This is a genomic window from Lentzea aerocolonigenes (assembly GCF_000974445.1).
In the GTDB taxonomy this organism is placed as follows: domain Bacteria; phylum Actinomycetota; class Actinomycetes; order Mycobacteriales; family Pseudonocardiaceae; genus Lentzea; species Lentzea aerocolonigenes.
Genome location: NZ_BBOJ01000003.1, coordinates 53692 through 69671 on the forward strand (window position 1 = coordinate 53692; position 15980 = coordinate 69671).

The following is a 15980-nucleotide window of genomic DNA, read 5'->3' on the forward strand; positions in this document are numbered from 1 at the left end:
CGCACCACCCTAGCCTGCGGGTCAACGGTTCAGTTCGGTCATCCTCTTCACCGTCTGGTCGAACTCCGCCAGCAGGTCCGCCATCACCTCCGCGACCGGCCGCACCTCGTTCATCCGCCCGACGATCTGCCCGACCGGCATCGACACCACCGACGGGTCGTCGGAGCGGGCGATGCGCAGGTGCGCCTCGCTGACCAGCAGGTTCTGCAACGGCATCGGCAGCGGTTCCGGTGCCTCGGCGGACGTCCACGCCTCGGTCCACCGCGTCTTCAGCAGCCGCGCCGGTTTGCCGGTGTAGATGCGGGTGCGGACGGTGTCGCTGGAACCGGCGGCCAGCAGCGCCTCCTGAGTGCTCGTGTTGCCCAGCTTGTACTCGGCCGTGGTCAGCCAGTACGAGCCCATCCACACTCCGGAGGCTCCCAGTGCCATCGCCGCCGCTGCCTGCCTGCCGGACCCGATGCCGCCCGCGGCGAGCACCGGCACGTCGACCGCGTCGGCGATCTCCGGCACCAGCACCATCGTGGCGACCTCGCCCGTGTGGCCGCCCGCCTCGTAGCCCTGCGCCACCACGATGTCGACGCCGTTGGCCACGTGCCGGCGCGCGTGTTCGGCCTTGCCGGCCAGGGCCGCCACCGGGACACCGGCCGCGTGCACCCGTTCGATGACGTCGGTGGGTGGTGAGCCCAGGGCGTTGGCGATCAGGCGGATCGGGTGCTCCAGGGCGACGTCCACGTGCGAACGCGCCACCGAGTGCAGCCAGCCCAGCACGCCCTCGCCGCCCTCGCCGTCCGGCAGTGGCGGGACGCCGAGCTTGAGCAGGGTCTGCTGCACGAAGTCCTTGTGGCTCTGCGGGATCAGGCCGGCGAGGTCGATCTGCGTACCCTCGGTCGGGACCTTCGCGGGCATGACGATGTCGACGCCGTAGGGCTTGCCGTCGGTGTTCTCGTCCATCCACGTCAACGCGCGGTCGAGGTCCTCCGCGTCGTTGAACCGCACGCACCCGAGCACCCCGAGGCCGCCGGCCCTGCTGATCGCCGCCGCCACGTGCTCGGACGGCGTGAAGCCGAAGACGGGGTGCTCGATGCCGAACTCGTCACACAGGCTGGTGCGCATGGTCCTCCACGTGGCGTTTCGCCCACTGGTAGTCGGGTTTGCCGCTCGGGGTGCGGCCGATCTCGTCGACCAGCCAGAGCGACCGCGGAACCTTGTAGCCCGCTAGCGTCTCGCGCACGTGAGCGTCCAGTTCGGACAGTGTCGGCGTCGCGCCTTCGCGCGGGTGCACGATGGCGCCGACGCGTTGGCCCAGCAGGTCGTCCGGGATGCCGATGACGAGCGCGTCGAAGACGTCGGGGTGCGACTTCAGCGCCGCCTCGACCTCCTCCGGGAACACCTTCTCGCCGCCGGTGTTGACGCACGTGTTGCCGCGGCCGAGCAACGTGATGTCGCCGTCCTCCTCGAACCGCGCGTAGTCGCCGGGCACCGTGAACCGCCTGCCGTCGACTTCGACGAACATCCGCGCGGTCTTCTCGGGGTCCTTGTAGTAGCCGAGCGGGATGTGCCCGCCCCGCGCCAGCTTGCCGATGACACCGGGCACGGGCTCGAGCTTGTTGCCGTCCTCGTCGATGACGATGGTGTCCTCGTTGAGCTTCACCTTGGTGCCGTCGGTCTGCACGATCTCCTTGGGCACCGCGCCGATGCCGGTGGACCCGGTCTCGCTCGACCCGATCGACTCCAGCAGCGTCGTGTGCGGCAGGTGTTCCTGGTACTGCTTCTTGACCGTGTAGGAGAACAGCGCGGCGCTGCTGTTGATGATGAACAACGACGAGCCGTCGTACTCGCCGCGCTGGAACTCCTCGATCAACGGCCGGCCCATCGCGTCACCGGTGATCGCGGCGACCTGGACCTTCTCCCGTTCGATCACCCGCCAGATCTCGGCCGGGTCGAACTTCGGCACGAGCACCACCGTGCTGCCGCAGAACAACGCGCCCAGCACGGCCCACTGCGCGGCACCGTGGATCAGCGGCGGCAGGCACAGCCGCACCAGGCCGTAGTCCTTGCCGCCCTTCGCCTGCTGCCACTCGTCGGTGAGCCGTTCGCCGGTCACGAAGTCGATGCCGCCGCCGAGCGTGCGCCACACGTCCTCGTGCCGCCACATCACGCCCTTGGGCATGCCGGTCGTGCCGCCGGTGAAGAGGATGTAGAGGTCGTCGGGGCTGCGGGGGTCGAAGTCGCGTTCGTCGGACTCCTCCGCCAGCGCGGTCTCGTAGTCGGCGCCGGTGAACTCCTCGCCCGACCCGTCGTCGATCACCACGGTGTGCCCGGGAGCACCGACCTCGGCGACGAGCGGCGCGTACTGCCGTTCGTGGATGAGCGCGACGAGGTCCGACTCGCCGAACAGGTACTGCAACTCGTTCTTGGTGTAGCGGTAGTTCACGTTGATGACCACCGCGCGCAGCTTGTAGACCGCGAGCATGGCCTCGACGAGCTCGATCGAGTTGCGCGCGTAGAGCCCGACGTGCGCACCCTGTGTCACGCCGTTCTTTGCCAGGTGGTGAGCCAGTTTGTTGGCTCGTGACTCGAGCTCGGCGTAGGTGACCCTCTTGGGTCCGCACACGAGCGCGGTCCGGTCGGGCACGGTGTCGACGGCGTGTTCAACGAGGTCTGCGACGTTGAGGGCCATGGTAGGCAAAGTAGAACGTGTTACTGTTCTGGACAATCCCCCGTGCGGTCAGACTCGATCCAGGAGGCGCTCGAATGACGACCACGACGGAACCCCACGCGCTGGTGGACCTGGTCGGCAACGTCCTGGTCGTCACGATGAACCGACCGGAGGTCCGCAACGCGTTGTCCGGGCCGATGATGGCGATCATGCGCGAGGCCTGGGACCGCGTCGACTCCGATCCGGACGTGCGGGTCTGCATCCTCACCGGCGCCGGCGGGTCGTTCTGCGCGGGCGCCGACCTGAAGGCCATGACGTCCAACCACCCCAGCGAGTCCGCGGGCAAGTTCGACTTCTCGGTCATCGAACCGCTGCTGAAAGGTCGCCGGTTGACGAAACCGCTGATCGCCGCGGTGGAGGGCCCAGCGGTGGCGGGCGGCACGGAAATCCTTCAGGCGACCGACATCCGGGTGGCCGGCGAGAGCGCGCGGTTCGGCGTGTCCGAGGCGCGGTGGGGACTCTTCCCGCTCGGCGGGTCCGCGGTGCGGCTGCCGCGGCAGATCCCGTACACGGTGGCGGCGGACCTGTTGCTGACCGGCCGGCACATCAGGGCCGCGGAGGCCAAGGAGATCGGGCTGATCGGGCACGTGGTGCCGGACGGCCAGGCGCTGGCCAAGGCGATGGAGCTGGCGGAGCTCATCACCGCCAACGGACCGCTGGCCGTGCAGGCGATCCTGCGGACGATGCGGGAGACCGAGGCGATGCACGAGAACGAGGCGTTCACAGTGGACGCCCGGCTCGGCATGGAGGTGTTCCGCAGCGAGGACGCCAAGGAGGGTCCCCGCGCGTTCGCCGAGAAGCGCAAGCCGGAGTTCAAGGGACGCTAACGTTTCGTGCAGTTTCGATCAATTTCGATTATGCGTTCGACGCTGTTCGACGACCGCTGACCACAGTGGACTGGACAGCGCTTTCACGTTGCTCCGAACGGGCTTGTACGTACAACGCCGCACCACATAGGGTGATGCCGATCATGCCAACCGGCCGGTAATTCTCGGGGGAACACCGCCGGATGAATTGTCTTTGGCGCGCATTGGTGCGACTGCGAGGAGCAAACGTCGAATGAACATCGACACGGCGTTGAAAGAAGCGATGACCATTTCCGGTGCGGTGGGAGCCGCACTCGTCGACTTCGAGAGCGGGATGTCTCTCGGCTCGATCGGCGGTGGTGACTGGCTGGACCTCGAGATTGCCGCGGCCGGCAACACGGAGGTCGTGCGGGCGAAGCAGCGGGTGGTCTCGTCGCTCAAGCTGAACGACGAGATCGAGGACATCCTGATCACGCTGGGCCGTCAGTACCACCTGATCCGCCTGCTGAAGGCGAACAGCCGGAGCACCTCCACGTTGTTCCTGTACCTCGTCCTGGACCGGGAACGGTCCAACCTCGCGCTCGCGAGGCACGGCCTCAAGGCCATCGAAGCCGGCCTGATCGTGTGAACGAGGTGACCGCCAGAGAATCGGCGGACTCCGGTGTGCTGCCCATGCGCAAGCGCGGTTCGGCGTTGTCGGCCGGGCTCGCGGTGGCGCCGCCGCTGGACGACGCCGGCAAGAAGACGGTGACCGAGGCACTGCAGGAGATCCACGGCCACATCGATCCCGTCACCATCAACGGGGTGCTGGCCGCGACGCGGGACGGCCTGGTGCTGTGCGCGCTCACCCGCGGCATCGAGAACGAGAGTGTCGCCGCCATGGCCGCGGCGGCGGCCGGGCTCGCGGCCCAGTTCATCGCGCGGGCCAAGGTCGGCGACCCGCGCGTGGTGTTCTTCGAGGGCGATTCCGGTCAGGTCGGCGTGTTCTCCGTGGACGCCGACACCTTGCTGGTGGTGTTCAGCAAACCGAACACCACCATGGGCATGTTCAACGTGGCGGCCAAGCAGGCGTTGGCGCTGCTGCAGGAGGCGATCGCCGGCCAGCGGTGACTCAGCCGCGACCCCGTCCGCACGGGGTCGCGGCCCGAGAAACTCGTTCGTACCCGTAACACCTGTCGGCCGTCCGGCGATCTGCCACGTATGTCCGAGGAAGATCAGTCGGTCGGCAACGACGTCGACGGCGTCGTGAACGGCACGTCGTTCCAGGCCGGGTCGGTCAGCGGCGACGTCTACGTGAACACTCCTGGCAAGCACTTGTGGCGCAGGCGTTCGAGCTACCTGGCCGTGCTCGCGGGCGCCGTCGTGGGCGCCGCGGTGCTGGCCGTGGTGACGCTGGTGGCACCGGACGAGCAGGCGGCGGGGACACCGGCCGCCGCCTCCACACCACCGGAGACATCTCCGACGTCGTCACCGCCCTCCGCGTCGGGCACGCCCGCTCCGCCGACGGTGGCCGGCGCCGCTCGTCCGGCGCCGGCGGGCTCGACACCGCGCCCCACGGCCAACACCCCGGACACGTCTGCTCCCGCGACCACGACCGTCGTCACCAGCGGCCCGCCACCCGCGGCCACCGGCGTGCGGTTCAGCGGCGAGCTGCGGTTCGGCAGCTTCCACCTGGATCTCGCGCAACCACGCGACGTGCCCGGCACGAACGTCTGGCCGCTCGCCCCGGACCGCCTGCACGGCGACGACGGGTACTGGCTCGCGGAGTGGCTCGGCGACGGCGTGCCGGGACAGGCCGAGTGCGTCGCCGAGCTCGGGAAGCGGGCGACGAGGGACGCGGAGCACCTGATCGCCGGCAGCAGGGTGTGTGGGAAGACCCCTGCCGGCCGGACGTTCCTGGTCGACGTCACCGTGCTGGACGGCTCCGCGATCACCGGTCGTGTCACCGTGTGGAACTAAGCAGCTTGCCCCAAATCATGCCCGTTGACCGCTTCGGTTTTTGGCGCGGGCGGCTAGATGTCGTTGGCGGCGATGTATCCGAAAGTCATGGCGGGCCCGATCGTCGACCCCGCACCCGCGTAGCTGTGTCCCATCACGGCCGAGCTGACGTTGCCCGCCGCGTACAGGCCCGGAATCACCGACCCGTCCGGCCGCAGCACCCGCGCCCGCGCGTCCGTCACCATGCCGCCCTTCGTCCCGAGGTCGCCCGGCACGATCTTGAACGCGTAGTACGGCGCCACCCACAGCGGCGCGAGGCACGAGTTCGGGAACACGGCCGGGTCGGTGTAGTAGTGGTCGTAGGCGCTGTCGCCGCGCTTGAAGTCGGCGTCCCTGCCGGTGAACGCCTGGTTGTTGAAGCGGCTCACGGTGTTCTTCAGCGCGGTGCCGGGGACGCCGATGGCCGACGCCAGGCCGTCGAGCGACCAGTTCTTCACCACGGCGCCGGACTGGTACCAGCCGTCGGGCAGCGGCAGGGTCGGGGCGATGTCGGCGAACAGGTACCTGTTGCGGTAGTTCTGGTCGACGATCAGCCACGCCGGGATGCACGGGTCGGTGGGGTTCTTGTCGTACATGACGTGCACGACGTCGCTGTAGGGCGCGGCCTCGTTGACGAACCGCTGACCCGCGGCGTTGATCATCAGGCCGCCGGGCAGCGTGCGTTCGGCGAGGCAGAAGTACGGCGAGCCGGGCGTCGGGATCGCCGGGCCCCACCAGGCGTCGTCCATCAGGTCGAACGCGGCACCGGCGCGCTGGCCCGCGCGGTGGCCGTCGCCGGTGTTCTCCTTGGCGCCGACCGTCCACTGCGTACCGATGGGCTGGCGCTGGTACTGGGCGCGCATGGCCGCGTTGTGCTCGAAGCCGCCGGAACCCATGATCACGCCACGCCGTGCGCGCACGAGTCCGCGTGAGGTCACGACTCCCTTGACGGCACCGTTCTCCACGAGCAGGTCTTCCAGCCCGGTGTTGAGCCACACCGGCACGTTCGCCTGCATCAGGCCCGCGCGCAGACCGCCGGCCAGCGCCTGGCCCATCGTCAACGGTTTCTGGCCCGCCAGAGCCGCTGCCGTGCCCCGTGCCAGCGCCGCTGCCGCCGTGGCCGCGCCCTTCGCGTTGACCAGGGCCAGCGCCAGCCACTTGTAGTCGGCGCCGTAGATGACCATGCCCGCGGGCGTGGCGAGGTACGGCGGGTTCAGGTTGGCGAGCTCGGCGCCGAGGACGCGGCCGTCGAGCATCTCCGGTTCGATCGACCGGCCCTTCGCGATGCCGCCGGGGTATTCCGGGTAGTAGTCGCTGTAGCCGTCCATGTGCCGGAAGCGCAGCGGGCTGTTGCGCATGACGAACGAGATCATCTGCGGCCCCTGGGCGAGGTACGCCTGCTGCCGCGCCACCGGGATGTCACCGACGACGGCCGCGAGGTACTGCCGGGCCTTCTCCGGGGTGTCGGGCACGCCGGCCGCGAGGATGATCTCGTTGTTGGGAATCCAGATGCCCGCACCGGATCTGGCCGCCGAACCACCGAAGGTCGGCGCCTTCTCCAACACCACGCAGCTCAGTCCGCGCTTGGCCGCGGTGAGGGCGGCGGTCATGCCGGCCGCGCCCGAACCGACCACCACGACGTCGAACTCGCCGAGGGGATCCGCGGAGGCGGCGGAGGTCTTGACGAGTCCGGAGGCCAGCGCGAGACCGGCTCCGGCGAGCACCTGACGGCGGTTCAGGTTCATCTTGTCGCTCCCGACATCGTCTTCCGGTGGTCCCAGCTGGCCGTCCTCGTCGGACGGAAGATCACGGCGACGCGCCTGGACATCGCCTTCCGCAACGCTTCCCGCGCGGTCTCGTCGTCACCGACCTCGCCGAAGTTGCGCGCCACCACGGCGTCCACGACCCGCCCGAGGTCAGGCGTGAACTCCGCGACGCCCTCCATGTGCACGCCGCGCAGCTGGTCGTAGGTCTCCCCCGCCTCGGCGAGCACGCTGCACCGCGGGTCTCGCCGCAGGTTCACGATCTTCTGCGACTTGCGGTCCGTGCAGAACACGATGTCGCCGTCCAGCACGGCGAACCACATCGGGGCGAGGTGCGGGAGGCCGTTGCGGCCGATCGTGGCGACGATCAACGTCTTCTGGCCGTCGAGGAACGCCGAGACCTCCTCCGGCGTCATCTTGATCAGATCACGCACGGTCCCTCAGCTTTCGCTTGTACAGCTTGCCGTTGGGGTCACGCGGGAGCTCGGCCAGGTACTCGATCGTGCGCGGCAGCTTGAACTTCGCGAGCCGGGTGCGCGCGAACTCCAGCAGCTCCTCGGTCAGCGCGTCGTCCGCGACGATCCCGTCCGCGGGCTGCACGACCGCCTTGATCTCCTCACCCCAGTCCGCGTGCGGCACGCCGAACACCGCCACGTCCGCGACCTTGGGGTGGCACACGAGCTCGCCCTCGATCTCCGCCGGGTAGACGTTCACACCGCCGGTGATGATCATGTCGTTCTTGCGGTCGCACAGGAACAGGTAGCCGTCCTCGTCCAGGTAACCGATGTCCTGCAACGTGAACAGCTTGCCCACGCGGGCGGCACGGGTCTTCTCCGCGTCCTTGTGGTACTCGAAGGTCGCGTCGCCCATCCGCATGTAGACCAGGCCTCGTTCACCCACCGGCAGCTCCGTGCCGTCCTCGCCGAGGATCTTGATCTCGGACGTCGGCCACGGCAGGCCGACGGATCCGGGCTTGTTCAGCCACTCCTGGGCGCTGATCGCGGTGCCGCCGCCCTCGGTCGCCGCGTAGTACTCGATCACGACCGGCCCCCACCAGTCGAGCATGCGGCGCTTCACCTCGAGCGGACAGGGCGCGGCGCCGTGGATCATCGCGCGCAACGACGACAGGTCGTACTTGGACTTCACGTCGTCGGGCAGCGCGAGCAACCGGTGGAACTGGGTCGGCACCATGTGGCTGTGGGTGACCCGGTGCCGCTCGATCAGCCGCAGCATCTCCTCGGGCGACCAGTGGTCCATCAGCACGGCGGTGTGGCCGAGCTGGAGGGAGATGACGACGAAGTTCAGCACGGCGGTGTGGTAGAGCGGTGACCCGCACAGGTGCACGTGCCCGTCGTGCGGCTTGATGCCGAAGATCCCGAAGAACCACGGCGCCGACGGCGGAACGACGTCCGGATCGTTCCCGGTCAACGGCCTGCGCACGCCCTTGGGCCGGCCCGTCGTGCCGGACGTGTAGAGCATCGGCGAGCCCGCGGTGCGCACGTCCGGCCGCCCCTCCGCGCCCGCGCCGAGATCGCGCAGCGGCAGGAATCCGGGGACGTCGCCGACGGAGTACTTCGCGTTGGCGGGCAGACCGGCCGCGGCTTCCGAAGCGGCGGCAGCGAACCGTTCGTGCCCCACGAAGGCCTTCGCACCGCTGTCCTGCACGAGGTACGCGACCTCGGCGCCGGTCAGGTGCCAGTTCGCCATGACGACGTAGAGGCCGGTCTGGTAGGCGGCGAAGTACACCGCCACCAGTTCGGCGCTGTTGGGCAGCATCAGCACGATGCTGTCGCCGGGTTCCAGCCCCAAGGCCTGGAACCCGCGCCCGTAGCGGTCGGCGTCCGCCGCCAGCTCTCGGTAGGTGATCTCGCGACCGCTCGGATCGACCAGCGCGGTCAGGTCCGGCTGGTCGGCAGCGATGTTCCAGAGTCCAGTGACCACACCCTCAAATTAGAACGCGTTTCACCTACTGGCAAGCCTCCGCGACGCACCTGATCGAGGCGACGTCGCGACAGCCGACGAGCAGCATCGTGACGCCCGCCTTCTCCCACCGCTTCACCTCGTCGCGCACGTGTTCCGCGGTGCCGACGATGGTGATCTCGGAGACCAGCTCGTCCGGAACCACCTGTGCCGCCTCGTCTTTGCGCCCGGAGAGGTACAGCCTGCCGATGTCCTGCACGACCTCGCCGTATCCCATGCGGGTGAACACCTCGGCGTGGAAGTTCATGCCGGGCGCACCCATTCCGCCGATGTACAAAGCGACGAACGGCTTGAGCATGGCCCTGACCGCGACCGGATCGTCCGTCACGACGACCTGACAGGTGGCCGCGACCTCGAAGTTCTCCCTGCTGCGGCCGGATTTCGCGAACCCCTCGGCCAGCCACTCGTCGTACATCCCGGCGAGCCTGGGCGCGTAGTAGATCGCGAGCCAGCCGTCCGCGATCTCCGAGGTCAGCGCCACGTTCTTCGGTCCTTCGGCGCCGAGCCAGATCGGCAGGTCGGCGCGCAACGGGTGCGTGATGGGCTTGAGCGGCTTGCCGAGACCGAGCGCGCCGGGCCCCTGGTACGGCAACGGGTAGTGCGGACCGTCGTTGGTGACCGGCGCCTCCCGCGCCATCACCTGGCGCAGAATGGACACGTACTCCCTGGTCCTGGCAAGGGGTTTCGCGAACGGGCGGCCGTACCAGCCCTCCACGACCTGCGGCCCGGACACCCCGAGCCCGAGCACGAACCGTCCACCCGAGAGGTGGTCCAGCGTCAGGGCGTGCATCGCGCAGGCGGCCGGCGTGCGCGCCGACATCTGCACCACGGAGGTGCCGAGCCGCACCCGTTGCGTCCCGGATCCCCACCACGCCAACGGAGTGAAGGCATCCGAGCCCCACGCCTCGGCCGCGAACACCGCGTCGAAGCCAGATTCTTCCGCCGCCGCCACGAGTTCGGCGGCGTTCGAGGGCGGACCGGCGCCCCAGTAACCGAGCTGCAGACCGAGCTTCATGCGGCCATCTTGCCACCATTTCGAGAACCTGTTTCACTTTGATCTGTGACCAAGCCGCTGAGTGCTCCACTTGACGTCGGCTTCGACTACACGCGCTCGACCGGCCCCACGCTGGGCCGGTTCCTCTCGGATCTGCGCCGCCGGAAGGTGACCGGGATCCGCGGTTCCGACGGCCGCGTGCACGTGCCGCCGCTCGAGTACGACCCGGTGACCGCCGAGCGGTTGACGGAGTTCGTGGACGTGGCGTCGACCGGTGTCGTGCGCGGGTGGTCGTGGATCCCCGAGCCGTTGGAGGCACAGCCGCTCGACCGGCCGTTCGCGTGGGCGCTGATCCAGCTCGACGGCGCGGACACGTCTCTGCTGCACGCCGTCGACGCGGGCTCTCCCGACCGGATGTCGACCGGTGCGCGCGTGCGGGTGCGCTGGCGTGCGGACCGCGTCGGCGCGATCACCGACATCGAGTGCTTCGAGCTCTCCGACGAGCCGTCGGACGAACCGGTCGAGGCCGACGACGTCACGATGGTGACCACGCCGGTGCACCTGCATTACACGCATTCGGCGTCCCCGACCGAGGACCCGTTCCTGCGGGGCCTCATGGACGGGCGGCTCATCGCCCAGCGCTGCCCGGCGTGCGAGAAGGTCTACTTCCCGCCACGACCGGCCTGCCCCACCGACGGCGTGCCGACGACGGACCAGATCGAACTGTCCGACCGCGGCACGATCACGACGTTCTGCGTGGTCAACGTGCCGTTCCTCGGCCAGCGCATCCCACCGCCGTACGTCTCGGCCTACGTGCTGCTCGACGGCGCGGACATCCCGTTCCTGCACCTGCTGCTCGGCGTCGCCCCCGAGGACGTGCGGATGGGCATGCGGGTGGAGGCGGTGTGGAAGCCGCGCGAGGAGTGGGGCCCGACGATGCAGAACATCGACCACTTCAGGCCTTCCGGCGAGCCGGACGCGCCCTTCGACTCCTACTCCCAGCACCTGTGAGGCTCGCATGCGTGACGTCGCGGTAGTGGGGTTCGCGCAGACGCCCTGCGTGCGCGAGACCGACGGCACCACCAACGGTGTCGAGATGCTGGTGCCGATCTTCCACGAGGTGCTCGGTTCGCTGGGGCTGACGAAGTCCGACATCGGTTTCTGGTGCTCGGGCTCCTCGGACTACCTGGCGGGGCGGGCGTTCTCGTTCGTGTCCGCGGTGGACGCGATCGGCGCCTTCCCGCCGATCATGGAGTCGCACGTCGAGATGGACGCGGCGTGGGCCCTGTACGAGGCGTGGGTGAAGCTGCTGTGCGGCGAGGTCGACACCGCACTGGTCTACGGCTTCGGCAAGTCGTCGGCGGGTCAGCTGCGGCGGGTCATGGCGATGCAGCTCGACCCGTACGTGGTCACGCCGTTGTGGCCGGACTCGCTCGGCCTGGCGGGCATCCAGGCGCGCATGGGGATCGAGGCCGGGCTCTGGGACGAACGCGCGATGGCCTCGGTGGCCGCGCAGAGCCGTGCCGCCGCTCTCTCGAACCCGCTGGCACAGCTGTCCGGATCGTTCGAGGTGGACGACCTGCTCGCAGCCGAGTACGTCGTGGATCCGTTGCGGCGCCACGACTGCGCGCCGATCACCGACGGCGCCGCGACGATCGTGCTCGCCGCTGGTGATCGCGCGCGGGAGCTGTGCGAGCGACCGGCGTGGATCACCGGGTTCGAGCACCGCGTGGACTCGCCGTCGTTCGGCACGCGCGACCTGACGACGTCTCCCTCCGCGGTGGCCGCGGGCAAGGCGGCCGGAGCCGACGGTATCGAGGTGGCCGAGCTGCACGCGCCGTTCACGCACCAGGAGATCCTGCTGCGCCAAGCGCTCGGACTCGGTGACGACGTTGTCGTGAACCCGTCCGGCGGGGTCCTGGCCGGCAACCCCATGTTCGCGGCAGGGCTGGCCCGCATCGGCGAGGCCGCCCGCCGGGTGCACGACGGAACGGCGTCGAAGGTGCTGGGACACGCCACGAGCGGACCGCTGCTCCAACAGAACCTCGTCTGCGTGATGGAAGGGCGGGCATAGATGCGACCGGCAGCTGTGGTCGGCACCGGCCAGACGCACCACGCCGCGAAGCGCCTCGACGTGTCGATGGCGGGCCTGTGCCGCGAGGCGATCGACCGCGCGATGGCCGACGCCGGCGTGGACTGGCCGGACATCGACGCCGTGGTGCTCGGCAAGGCGCCTGACCTGTTCGAGGGCGTGATGATGCCCGAGCTCTTCCTCTCGGACGCGCTGGGAGCGGTCGGCAAACCGTTGCTGCGCGTGCACACCGCGGGCTCGGTCGGTGGCAGCACCGGCAACGTGGCGGCGTCACTCGTCCAGTCCGGCGTGCACGACCGCGTGCTCGCGGTGGCGTTCGAGAAGCAGTCCGAGTCCAACGCGATGTGGGCGCTGTCCGTGCCGACGCCGTTCACGATGCCGGTGCACGCGGGCGCCGGCGGCTACTTCGCACCGCACGTGCGCGCGTACATCCGCCGTGCCGGAGCGCCTGAGCACGTGGGTGCGATGGTCGCGGCCAAGGACCGGCGCAACGGCGCCCTGAACCCGTACGCGCACCTGAAGCAGCCCGACATCACGGTCGAGTCGGTGCGCGCGTCGACGATGCTGTGGGACCCGATCCGTTACGACGAAACGTGTCCTTCCTCGGACGGCGCGTGCGCGGTGGTCATCTCCGCCGCGGAGACCTCCGGTCCTGCGGCGTGGATCCGGGCGACCGCGATGCGCACCGAGCCGACGACGTTCGCCGGACGCGACCAGGTCAACCCGCAGGCCGGGCGGGACGCCGCGCGGGCGTTGTGGAAGCAGGCGGGGATCACCGACCCGCTGTCCGAAGTGGACGCCGCCGAGATCTACGTGCCGTTCTCGTGGTTCGAGCCGATGTGGCTGGAAAACCTCGGCTTCACCGACACCGGGCAGGGCTGGAAGCTCACCGAGGCCGGCGAAACCGAGATCGGCGGGCGGCTGCCGGTGAACCCGAGCGGCGGCGTGCTCTCGTCGAACCCGATCGGCGCCTCCGGGCTGTTGCGGTTCGCCGAGGCCGCCATGCAGGTCATGGGCACCGCCGGGGAACACCAGGTCGACGGCGTGCGGACCGCTCTGGGTCACGCGTACGGCGGCGGTTCGCAGTTCTTCGCCATGTGGGTCGTCGGATCGGAGAGGCCATGAAGTTCACTGTCGGCATCGCCATGAGCCCGCTCGACCAGCTGACCGAGTTGGCCCAGTGCGCCGAGGAGTGCGGTTACGCCTCCATCGCCCTGCCGGACTCGCTCTTCTTCTCCGAGAAGGTGTCCGCCGACTACCCGTACACGCCCGACGGCTCCCGCATGTGGAACGCGGACACCCCGTGGGTCGACCCGTTCGTCGCGGCCGCCGCGATGGGCGCCGTGACGTCCCGGATCCACTTCTACACGCAGGTGCTGAAACTGGGCTCCCGCAACCCGTTGCTGCTCGCACGGCAGGTGGGTTCGGTCGCGCACATGACCGGCAACCGCTTCGGCCTCGGCGTCGGTCTCGGCTGGTCGCCGGAGGAGTTCGAGTGGTGCGGCGCGCCGTTCCGCAACCGCGGCCCGCGCGTCGACGAGATGATCGACGTGCTGAAGCTCGTGCTGGGCGGCGGAATGGTCGAGTACCACGGCGAGTACTTCGACTTCGACCGCCTCCAGATGTCACCGGCACCCACCTCCCCGGTGCCGTTCTACGTCGGCGGCCACTCCCCCGCGGCCTTGAAGCGCGCCGCCCGCGTCGGTGACGGCTGGACGTCCGCGATGATCAAGTTCGCGGACCTGAAGTCGGTGATCGCGCAGCTGGAGGACCTGGGGGCGTTCGAGCGGCCGTTCGAGATCCAGGCGGTGTGCGTCGACAGGTTCGGCCTCGACGGCTACCGGCAGCTCGACGAGATCGGCGTGACGGACGTGATCGTGGTGCCCTGGCTGTTCTACGGCGTCGGCTTCGACGGCGGCCTGGAGGCCAAGAAGGACGGACTTCGGCGCTTCGCCGACGAGGTGATCGGAGAGTTCGCATGACCGCGGTGACCTGGAAGGCTTCGAAGACCGAGACCCCGGCCCGCGTGGCGTCGTGGCGCTCGATGGACGCGGTGACGCGCGGCGCGAAGGACGAGTGGCTGGCGCTGTTCGCCGAGGACGCCGTCGTCGAGGACCCGGTGGGGCCGTCGATGTTCGACGCGGAAGGCAAGGGACACCACGGCAAGGACGCGATCGGCGCCTTCTGGGACCTCGCGATCGCCAACGTCGAACGGTTCGAGTTCGCGATGCACGACTCGTTCGCGGCCGGGTCCGAGTGCGCGAACGTCGGCGTGATCACCGCGTTCCTGCCCGGCGGAGCGCGAGTCGACACCGAGGGCGTGTTCGTCTACCGCGTCGGCGAGGACGGCTTGATCAAGTCGGTGCGCGCGTTCTGGGAAACCGAACGCGCGATGGCCACCCTTCGCCACTGAGGGCTCACTTGCGCCGCTCGAACTCGTGGGTAGCGGTGCCGCCACACTCTCTCATCCGCCGGTTCGCCTCGCCGAGCCCGTCGGCGAGGGCCTGGAGCTGGGCGGGCGTCAACGCGTCGATGAACAGCTCGCGGACCATGGCGACGTGGCCCGGCGCGGCTCGTTCGAGCAGAGCCATTCCCTCGTCGGTCAGGCGGGCGTAGACGGCGCGCACGTCGCTCTGGCAGTTGCGCCTGCACACCAGGCCTGCCTGTTCCAGCTGTCCGATCTGGTAGGTCAGCCCGCTCTTCGAGTTCTGCACCGCGTCAGCCAGTTCGGCCATCCGGAGCTCCCGGTCCGGAGCGCCGGACAGCCGGGCGAGGACCATGTACTGCAGGTGGGACAGACCCACGTCCCGTTTGAGCTGCTGGTCCAGCCGCTGGTAGAGCAGTGCGTGCGCGGCGATGAACGCGTTCCACGCACGTTTCTCCTCCTCGTTCAGCCACCGTGGGCGATCCATGTCACAGCCCCGTCCGTTGTTCAAATTTGTACTCAAGTGTAGCGTCCCAGTTGAGTTTAAATTTGAACTCTTCACCGGACCGGGAGTCACCATGCCGACCAGCATCCCCGCCGCCACCGTGCGGACCAGGGTTCGGATCCCGCTGCGCTTCACCGACGGCTACAACACCACCGCCGAGGTCGTCACCTTCCACGGCCTGGTCGACGGGGCCGAGCACCTCGCACTCGTTCTCGGCCGCCCATCCGCCGGTGTCCCACTGGTGCGGATGCACTCGGAGTGCCTCACCGGCGACGTGTTCGGCTCGGCCCGCTGTGACTGCGGCCCTCAGCTGCGGGAGGCCGTGCAGCGCATCGACGGCGCCGGCGGCGTGCTGCTCTACCTGCGCCAGGAGGGACGCGGCATCGGCCTGTACAACAAGCTCGACGCCTACGCCCTGCAGGACGCCGGCCTGGACACCTACCAGGCCAACCTCTCCCTCGGCCTGCCCGAGGACTCCCGTGACTACACCGCCGCCGCCCAGATGCTGGCCGCCCTCGGCGTCGCGGAGCTGAACCTCCTCACCAACAACCCCGACAAGGCCCAGCAACTGCGGGACCTGGGCGTCACCGTCGCCGAGGCCGTGCCGACCAGCGTGCACGCGACCCCGCACAACCTGCGCTACCTGCACGCCAAGGCGGAGCACACCCAGCACACCATCGTGTTGCCCAGCCTGACGAGCCTCGCCGGCTGAGCGGCAC

The 15980-nt window shown here is 69.3% G+C and carries 17 protein-coding genes; 10 read left to right on the forward strand and 7 right to left on the reverse strand.

Features of this window, described 5'->3' with window-relative positions:
- Positions 1 to 21: 21 nt before the first annotated feature.
- Both AOM45_RS06320 and AOM45_RS06325 read right to left on the reverse strand, forming a co-directional pair.
- A complete protein-coding gene (locus AOM45_RS06320) occupies positions 22 to 1113 on the reverse strand; it encodes an NAD(P)H-dependent flavin oxidoreductase (protein ID WP_030469742.1) in 1092 nt (363 codons plus the stop codon).
- A complete protein-coding gene (locus AOM45_RS06325) occupies positions 1094 to 2680 on the reverse strand; it encodes an acyl-CoA synthetase (RefSeq protein ID WP_030469743.1) in 1587 nt (528 codons plus the stop codon). The genes AOM45_RS06320 and AOM45_RS06325 overlap by 20 nt, the downstream gene beginning before the upstream one ends.
- A gap of 74 nt (positions 2681 to 2754) precedes the next feature.
- Here AOM45_RS06325 and AOM45_RS06330 point away from each other — a divergent pair, with 74 nt between their 5' ends.
- From AOM45_RS06330 to AOM45_RS06345, 4 genes are all read left to right on the forward strand, one after another.
- Positions 2755 to 3546 (forward strand): crotonase/enoyl-CoA hydratase family protein, encoded by a 792-nt coding sequence (locus tag AOM45_RS06330; RefSeq protein WP_030469744.1) that lies wholly within the window; start codon positions 2755 to 2757, stop codon positions 3544 to 3546.
- Positions 3547 to 3778: 232 nt separating this feature from the next.
- Positions 3779 to 4153 (forward strand): hypothetical protein, encoded by a 375-nt coding sequence (locus tag AOM45_RS06335; protein WP_030469745.1) that lies wholly within the window; start codon positions 3779 to 3781, stop codon positions 4151 to 4153.
- A gap of 5 nt (positions 4154 to 4158) precedes the next feature.
- Positions 4159 to 4635, forward strand: coding sequence for a roadblock/LC7 domain-containing protein (locus tag AOM45_RS06340; protein ID WP_030469746.1), 477 nt, complete (start codon positions 4159 to 4161; stop codon positions 4633 to 4635).
- A 90-nt stretch (positions 4636 to 4725) separates the two neighbouring features.
- Entirely contained in the window at positions 4726 to 5484 is a 759-nt protein-coding gene (locus AOM45_RS06345; protein WP_030469747.1) for a hypothetical protein, read from the forward strand.
- Positions 5485 to 5537: 53 nt separating this feature from the next.
- Here the strand turns inward: AOM45_RS06345 and kstD are convergent, their stop codons facing one another.
- From kstD to AOM45_RS06365, 4 genes are read right to left on the reverse strand one after another with little or no spacing between them, the layout of a single operon-like run.
- A complete protein-coding gene (gene kstD, locus AOM45_RS06350; RefSeq protein WP_030469748.1) occupies positions 5538 to 7247 on the reverse strand; it encodes a 3-oxosteroid 1-dehydrogenase in 1710 nt (569 codons plus the stop codon).
- Positions 7244 to 7699 (reverse strand): pyridoxamine 5'-phosphate oxidase family protein, encoded by a 456-nt coding sequence (locus AOM45_RS06355; RefSeq protein ID WP_201779907.1) that lies wholly within the window; start codon positions 7697 to 7699, stop codon positions 7244 to 7246. Before AOM45_RS06355 ends, kstD begins: the two co-directional genes overlap by 4 nt.
- A complete protein-coding gene (locus AOM45_RS06360; protein ID WP_030469750.1) occupies positions 7692 to 9206 on the reverse strand; it encodes an acyl-CoA synthetase in 1515 nt (504 codons plus the stop codon). Before AOM45_RS06360 ends, AOM45_RS06355 begins: the two co-directional genes overlap by 8 nt.
- A gap of 25 nt (positions 9207 to 9231) precedes the next feature.
- Entirely contained in the window at positions 9232 to 10260 is a 1029-nt protein-coding gene (locus tag AOM45_RS06365; protein WP_030469751.1) for an LLM class F420-dependent oxidoreductase, read from the reverse strand.
- A gap of 45 nt (positions 10261 to 10305) precedes the next feature.
- Here AOM45_RS06365 and AOM45_RS06370 point away from each other — a divergent pair, with 45 nt between their 5' ends.
- Genes AOM45_RS06370 through AOM45_RS06390 form a run of 5 tightly spaced genes read left to right on the forward strand, consistent with a single transcriptional unit; the run spans position 10306 to position 14744 of the window.
- Entirely contained in the window at positions 10306 to 11250 is a 945-nt protein-coding gene (locus AOM45_RS06370) for a Zn-ribbon domain-containing OB-fold protein (protein WP_030469752.1), read from the forward strand.
- 7 nt (positions 11251 to 11257) lie between these two features.
- Positions 11258 to 12313, forward strand: coding sequence for a thiolase family protein (locus AOM45_RS06375; protein ID WP_030469753.1), 1056 nt, complete (start codon positions 11258 to 11260; stop codon positions 12311 to 12313).
- Positions 12314 to 13456, forward strand: a complete 1143-nt coding sequence (locus AOM45_RS06380; protein ID WP_035911542.1) for a thiolase family protein — start codon at positions 12314 to 12316, stop codon at positions 13454 to 13456.
- Positions 13453 to 14313, forward strand: coding sequence for a TIGR03619 family F420-dependent LLM class oxidoreductase (locus AOM45_RS06385; protein ID WP_030469755.1), 861 nt, complete (start codon positions 13453 to 13455; stop codon positions 14311 to 14313). The genes AOM45_RS06380 and AOM45_RS06385 overlap by 4 nt, the downstream gene beginning before the upstream one ends.
- Positions 14310 to 14744 carry a nuclear transport factor 2 family protein gene (locus AOM45_RS06390; RefSeq protein ID WP_030469756.1) on the forward strand — a complete coding sequence of 145 codons (435 nt, stop codon included), beginning with the start codon at positions 14310 to 14312 and terminating at the stop codon, positions 14742 to 14744. Before AOM45_RS06385 ends, AOM45_RS06390 begins: the two co-directional genes overlap by 4 nt.
- A gap of 4 nt (positions 14745 to 14748) precedes the next feature.
- On the opposite strand, the gene AOM45_RS06395 is transcribed toward AOM45_RS06390, so the two are convergent.
- Positions 14749 to 15243 carry a MarR family winged helix-turn-helix transcriptional regulator gene (locus AOM45_RS06395; protein WP_051784028.1) on the reverse strand — a complete coding sequence of 165 codons (495 nt, stop codon included), beginning with the start codon at positions 15241 to 15243 and terminating at the stop codon, positions 14749 to 14751.
- 91 nt (positions 15244 to 15334) lie between these two features.
- Here AOM45_RS06395 and AOM45_RS06400 point away from each other — a divergent pair, with 91 nt between their 5' ends.
- Positions 15335 to 15973 (forward strand): GTP cyclohydrolase II, encoded by a 639-nt coding sequence (locus AOM45_RS06400; RefSeq protein ID WP_030469758.1) that lies wholly within the window; start codon positions 15335 to 15337, stop codon positions 15971 to 15973.
- Positions 15974 to 15980: the final 7 nt, after the last annotated feature.

Excerpts from the sequence above, each read along its gene's own strand:
- AOM45_RS06345 (WP_030469747.1), top strand. The coding sequence starts at position 4,726 with ATGTCCGAGGAAGATCAGTCGGTCGGCAACGACGTCGACGGCGTCGTG.
- AOM45_RS06365 (WP_030469751.1), bottom strand. The coding sequence starts at position 10,260 with ATGAAGCTCGGTCTGCAGCTCGGTTACTGGGGCGCCGGTCCGCCCTCG.
- kstD (WP_030469748.1), bottom strand. The coding sequence starts at position 7,247 with ATGAACCTGAACCGCCGTCAGGTGCTCGCCGGAGCCGGTCTCGCGCTG.
- AOM45_RS06320 (WP_030469742.1), bottom strand. The coding sequence starts at position 1,113 with ATGCGCACCAGCCTGTGTGACGAGTTCGGCATCGAGCACCCCGTCTTC.
- AOM45_RS06390 (WP_030469756.1), top strand. The coding sequence starts at position 14,310 with ATGACCGCGGTGACCTGGAAGGCTTCGAAGACCGAGACCCCGGCCCGC.
- AOM45_RS06385 (WP_030469755.1), top strand. The coding sequence starts at position 13,453 with ATGAAGTTCACTGTCGGCATCGCCATGAGCCCGCTCGACCAGCTGACC.
- AOM45_RS06330 (WP_030469744.1), top strand. The coding sequence starts at position 2,755 with ATGACGACCACGACGGAACCCCACGCGCTGGTGGACCTGGTCGGCAAC.
- AOM45_RS06400 (WP_030469758.1), top strand. The coding sequence starts at position 15,335 with ATGCCGACCAGCATCCCCGCCGCCACCGTGCGGACCAGGGTTCGGATC.
- AOM45_RS06325 (WP_030469743.1), bottom strand. The coding sequence starts at position 2,680 with ATGGCCCTCAACGTCGCAGACCTCGTTGAACACGCCGTCGACACCGTG.
- AOM45_RS06335 (WP_030469745.1), top strand. The coding sequence starts at position 3,779 with ATGAACATCGACACGGCGTTGAAAGAAGCGATGACCATTTCCGGTGCG.
- AOM45_RS06380 (WP_035911542.1), top strand. The coding sequence starts at position 12,314 with ATGCGACCGGCAGCTGTGGTCGGCACCGGCCAGACGCACCACGCCGCG.
- AOM45_RS06375 (WP_030469753.1), top strand. The coding sequence starts at position 11,258 with ATGCGTGACGTCGCGGTAGTGGGGTTCGCGCAGACGCCCTGCGTGCGC.
- AOM45_RS06395 (WP_051784028.1), bottom strand. The coding sequence starts at position 15,243 with ATGGATCGCCCACGGTGGCTGAACGAGGAGGAGAAACGTGCGTGGAAC.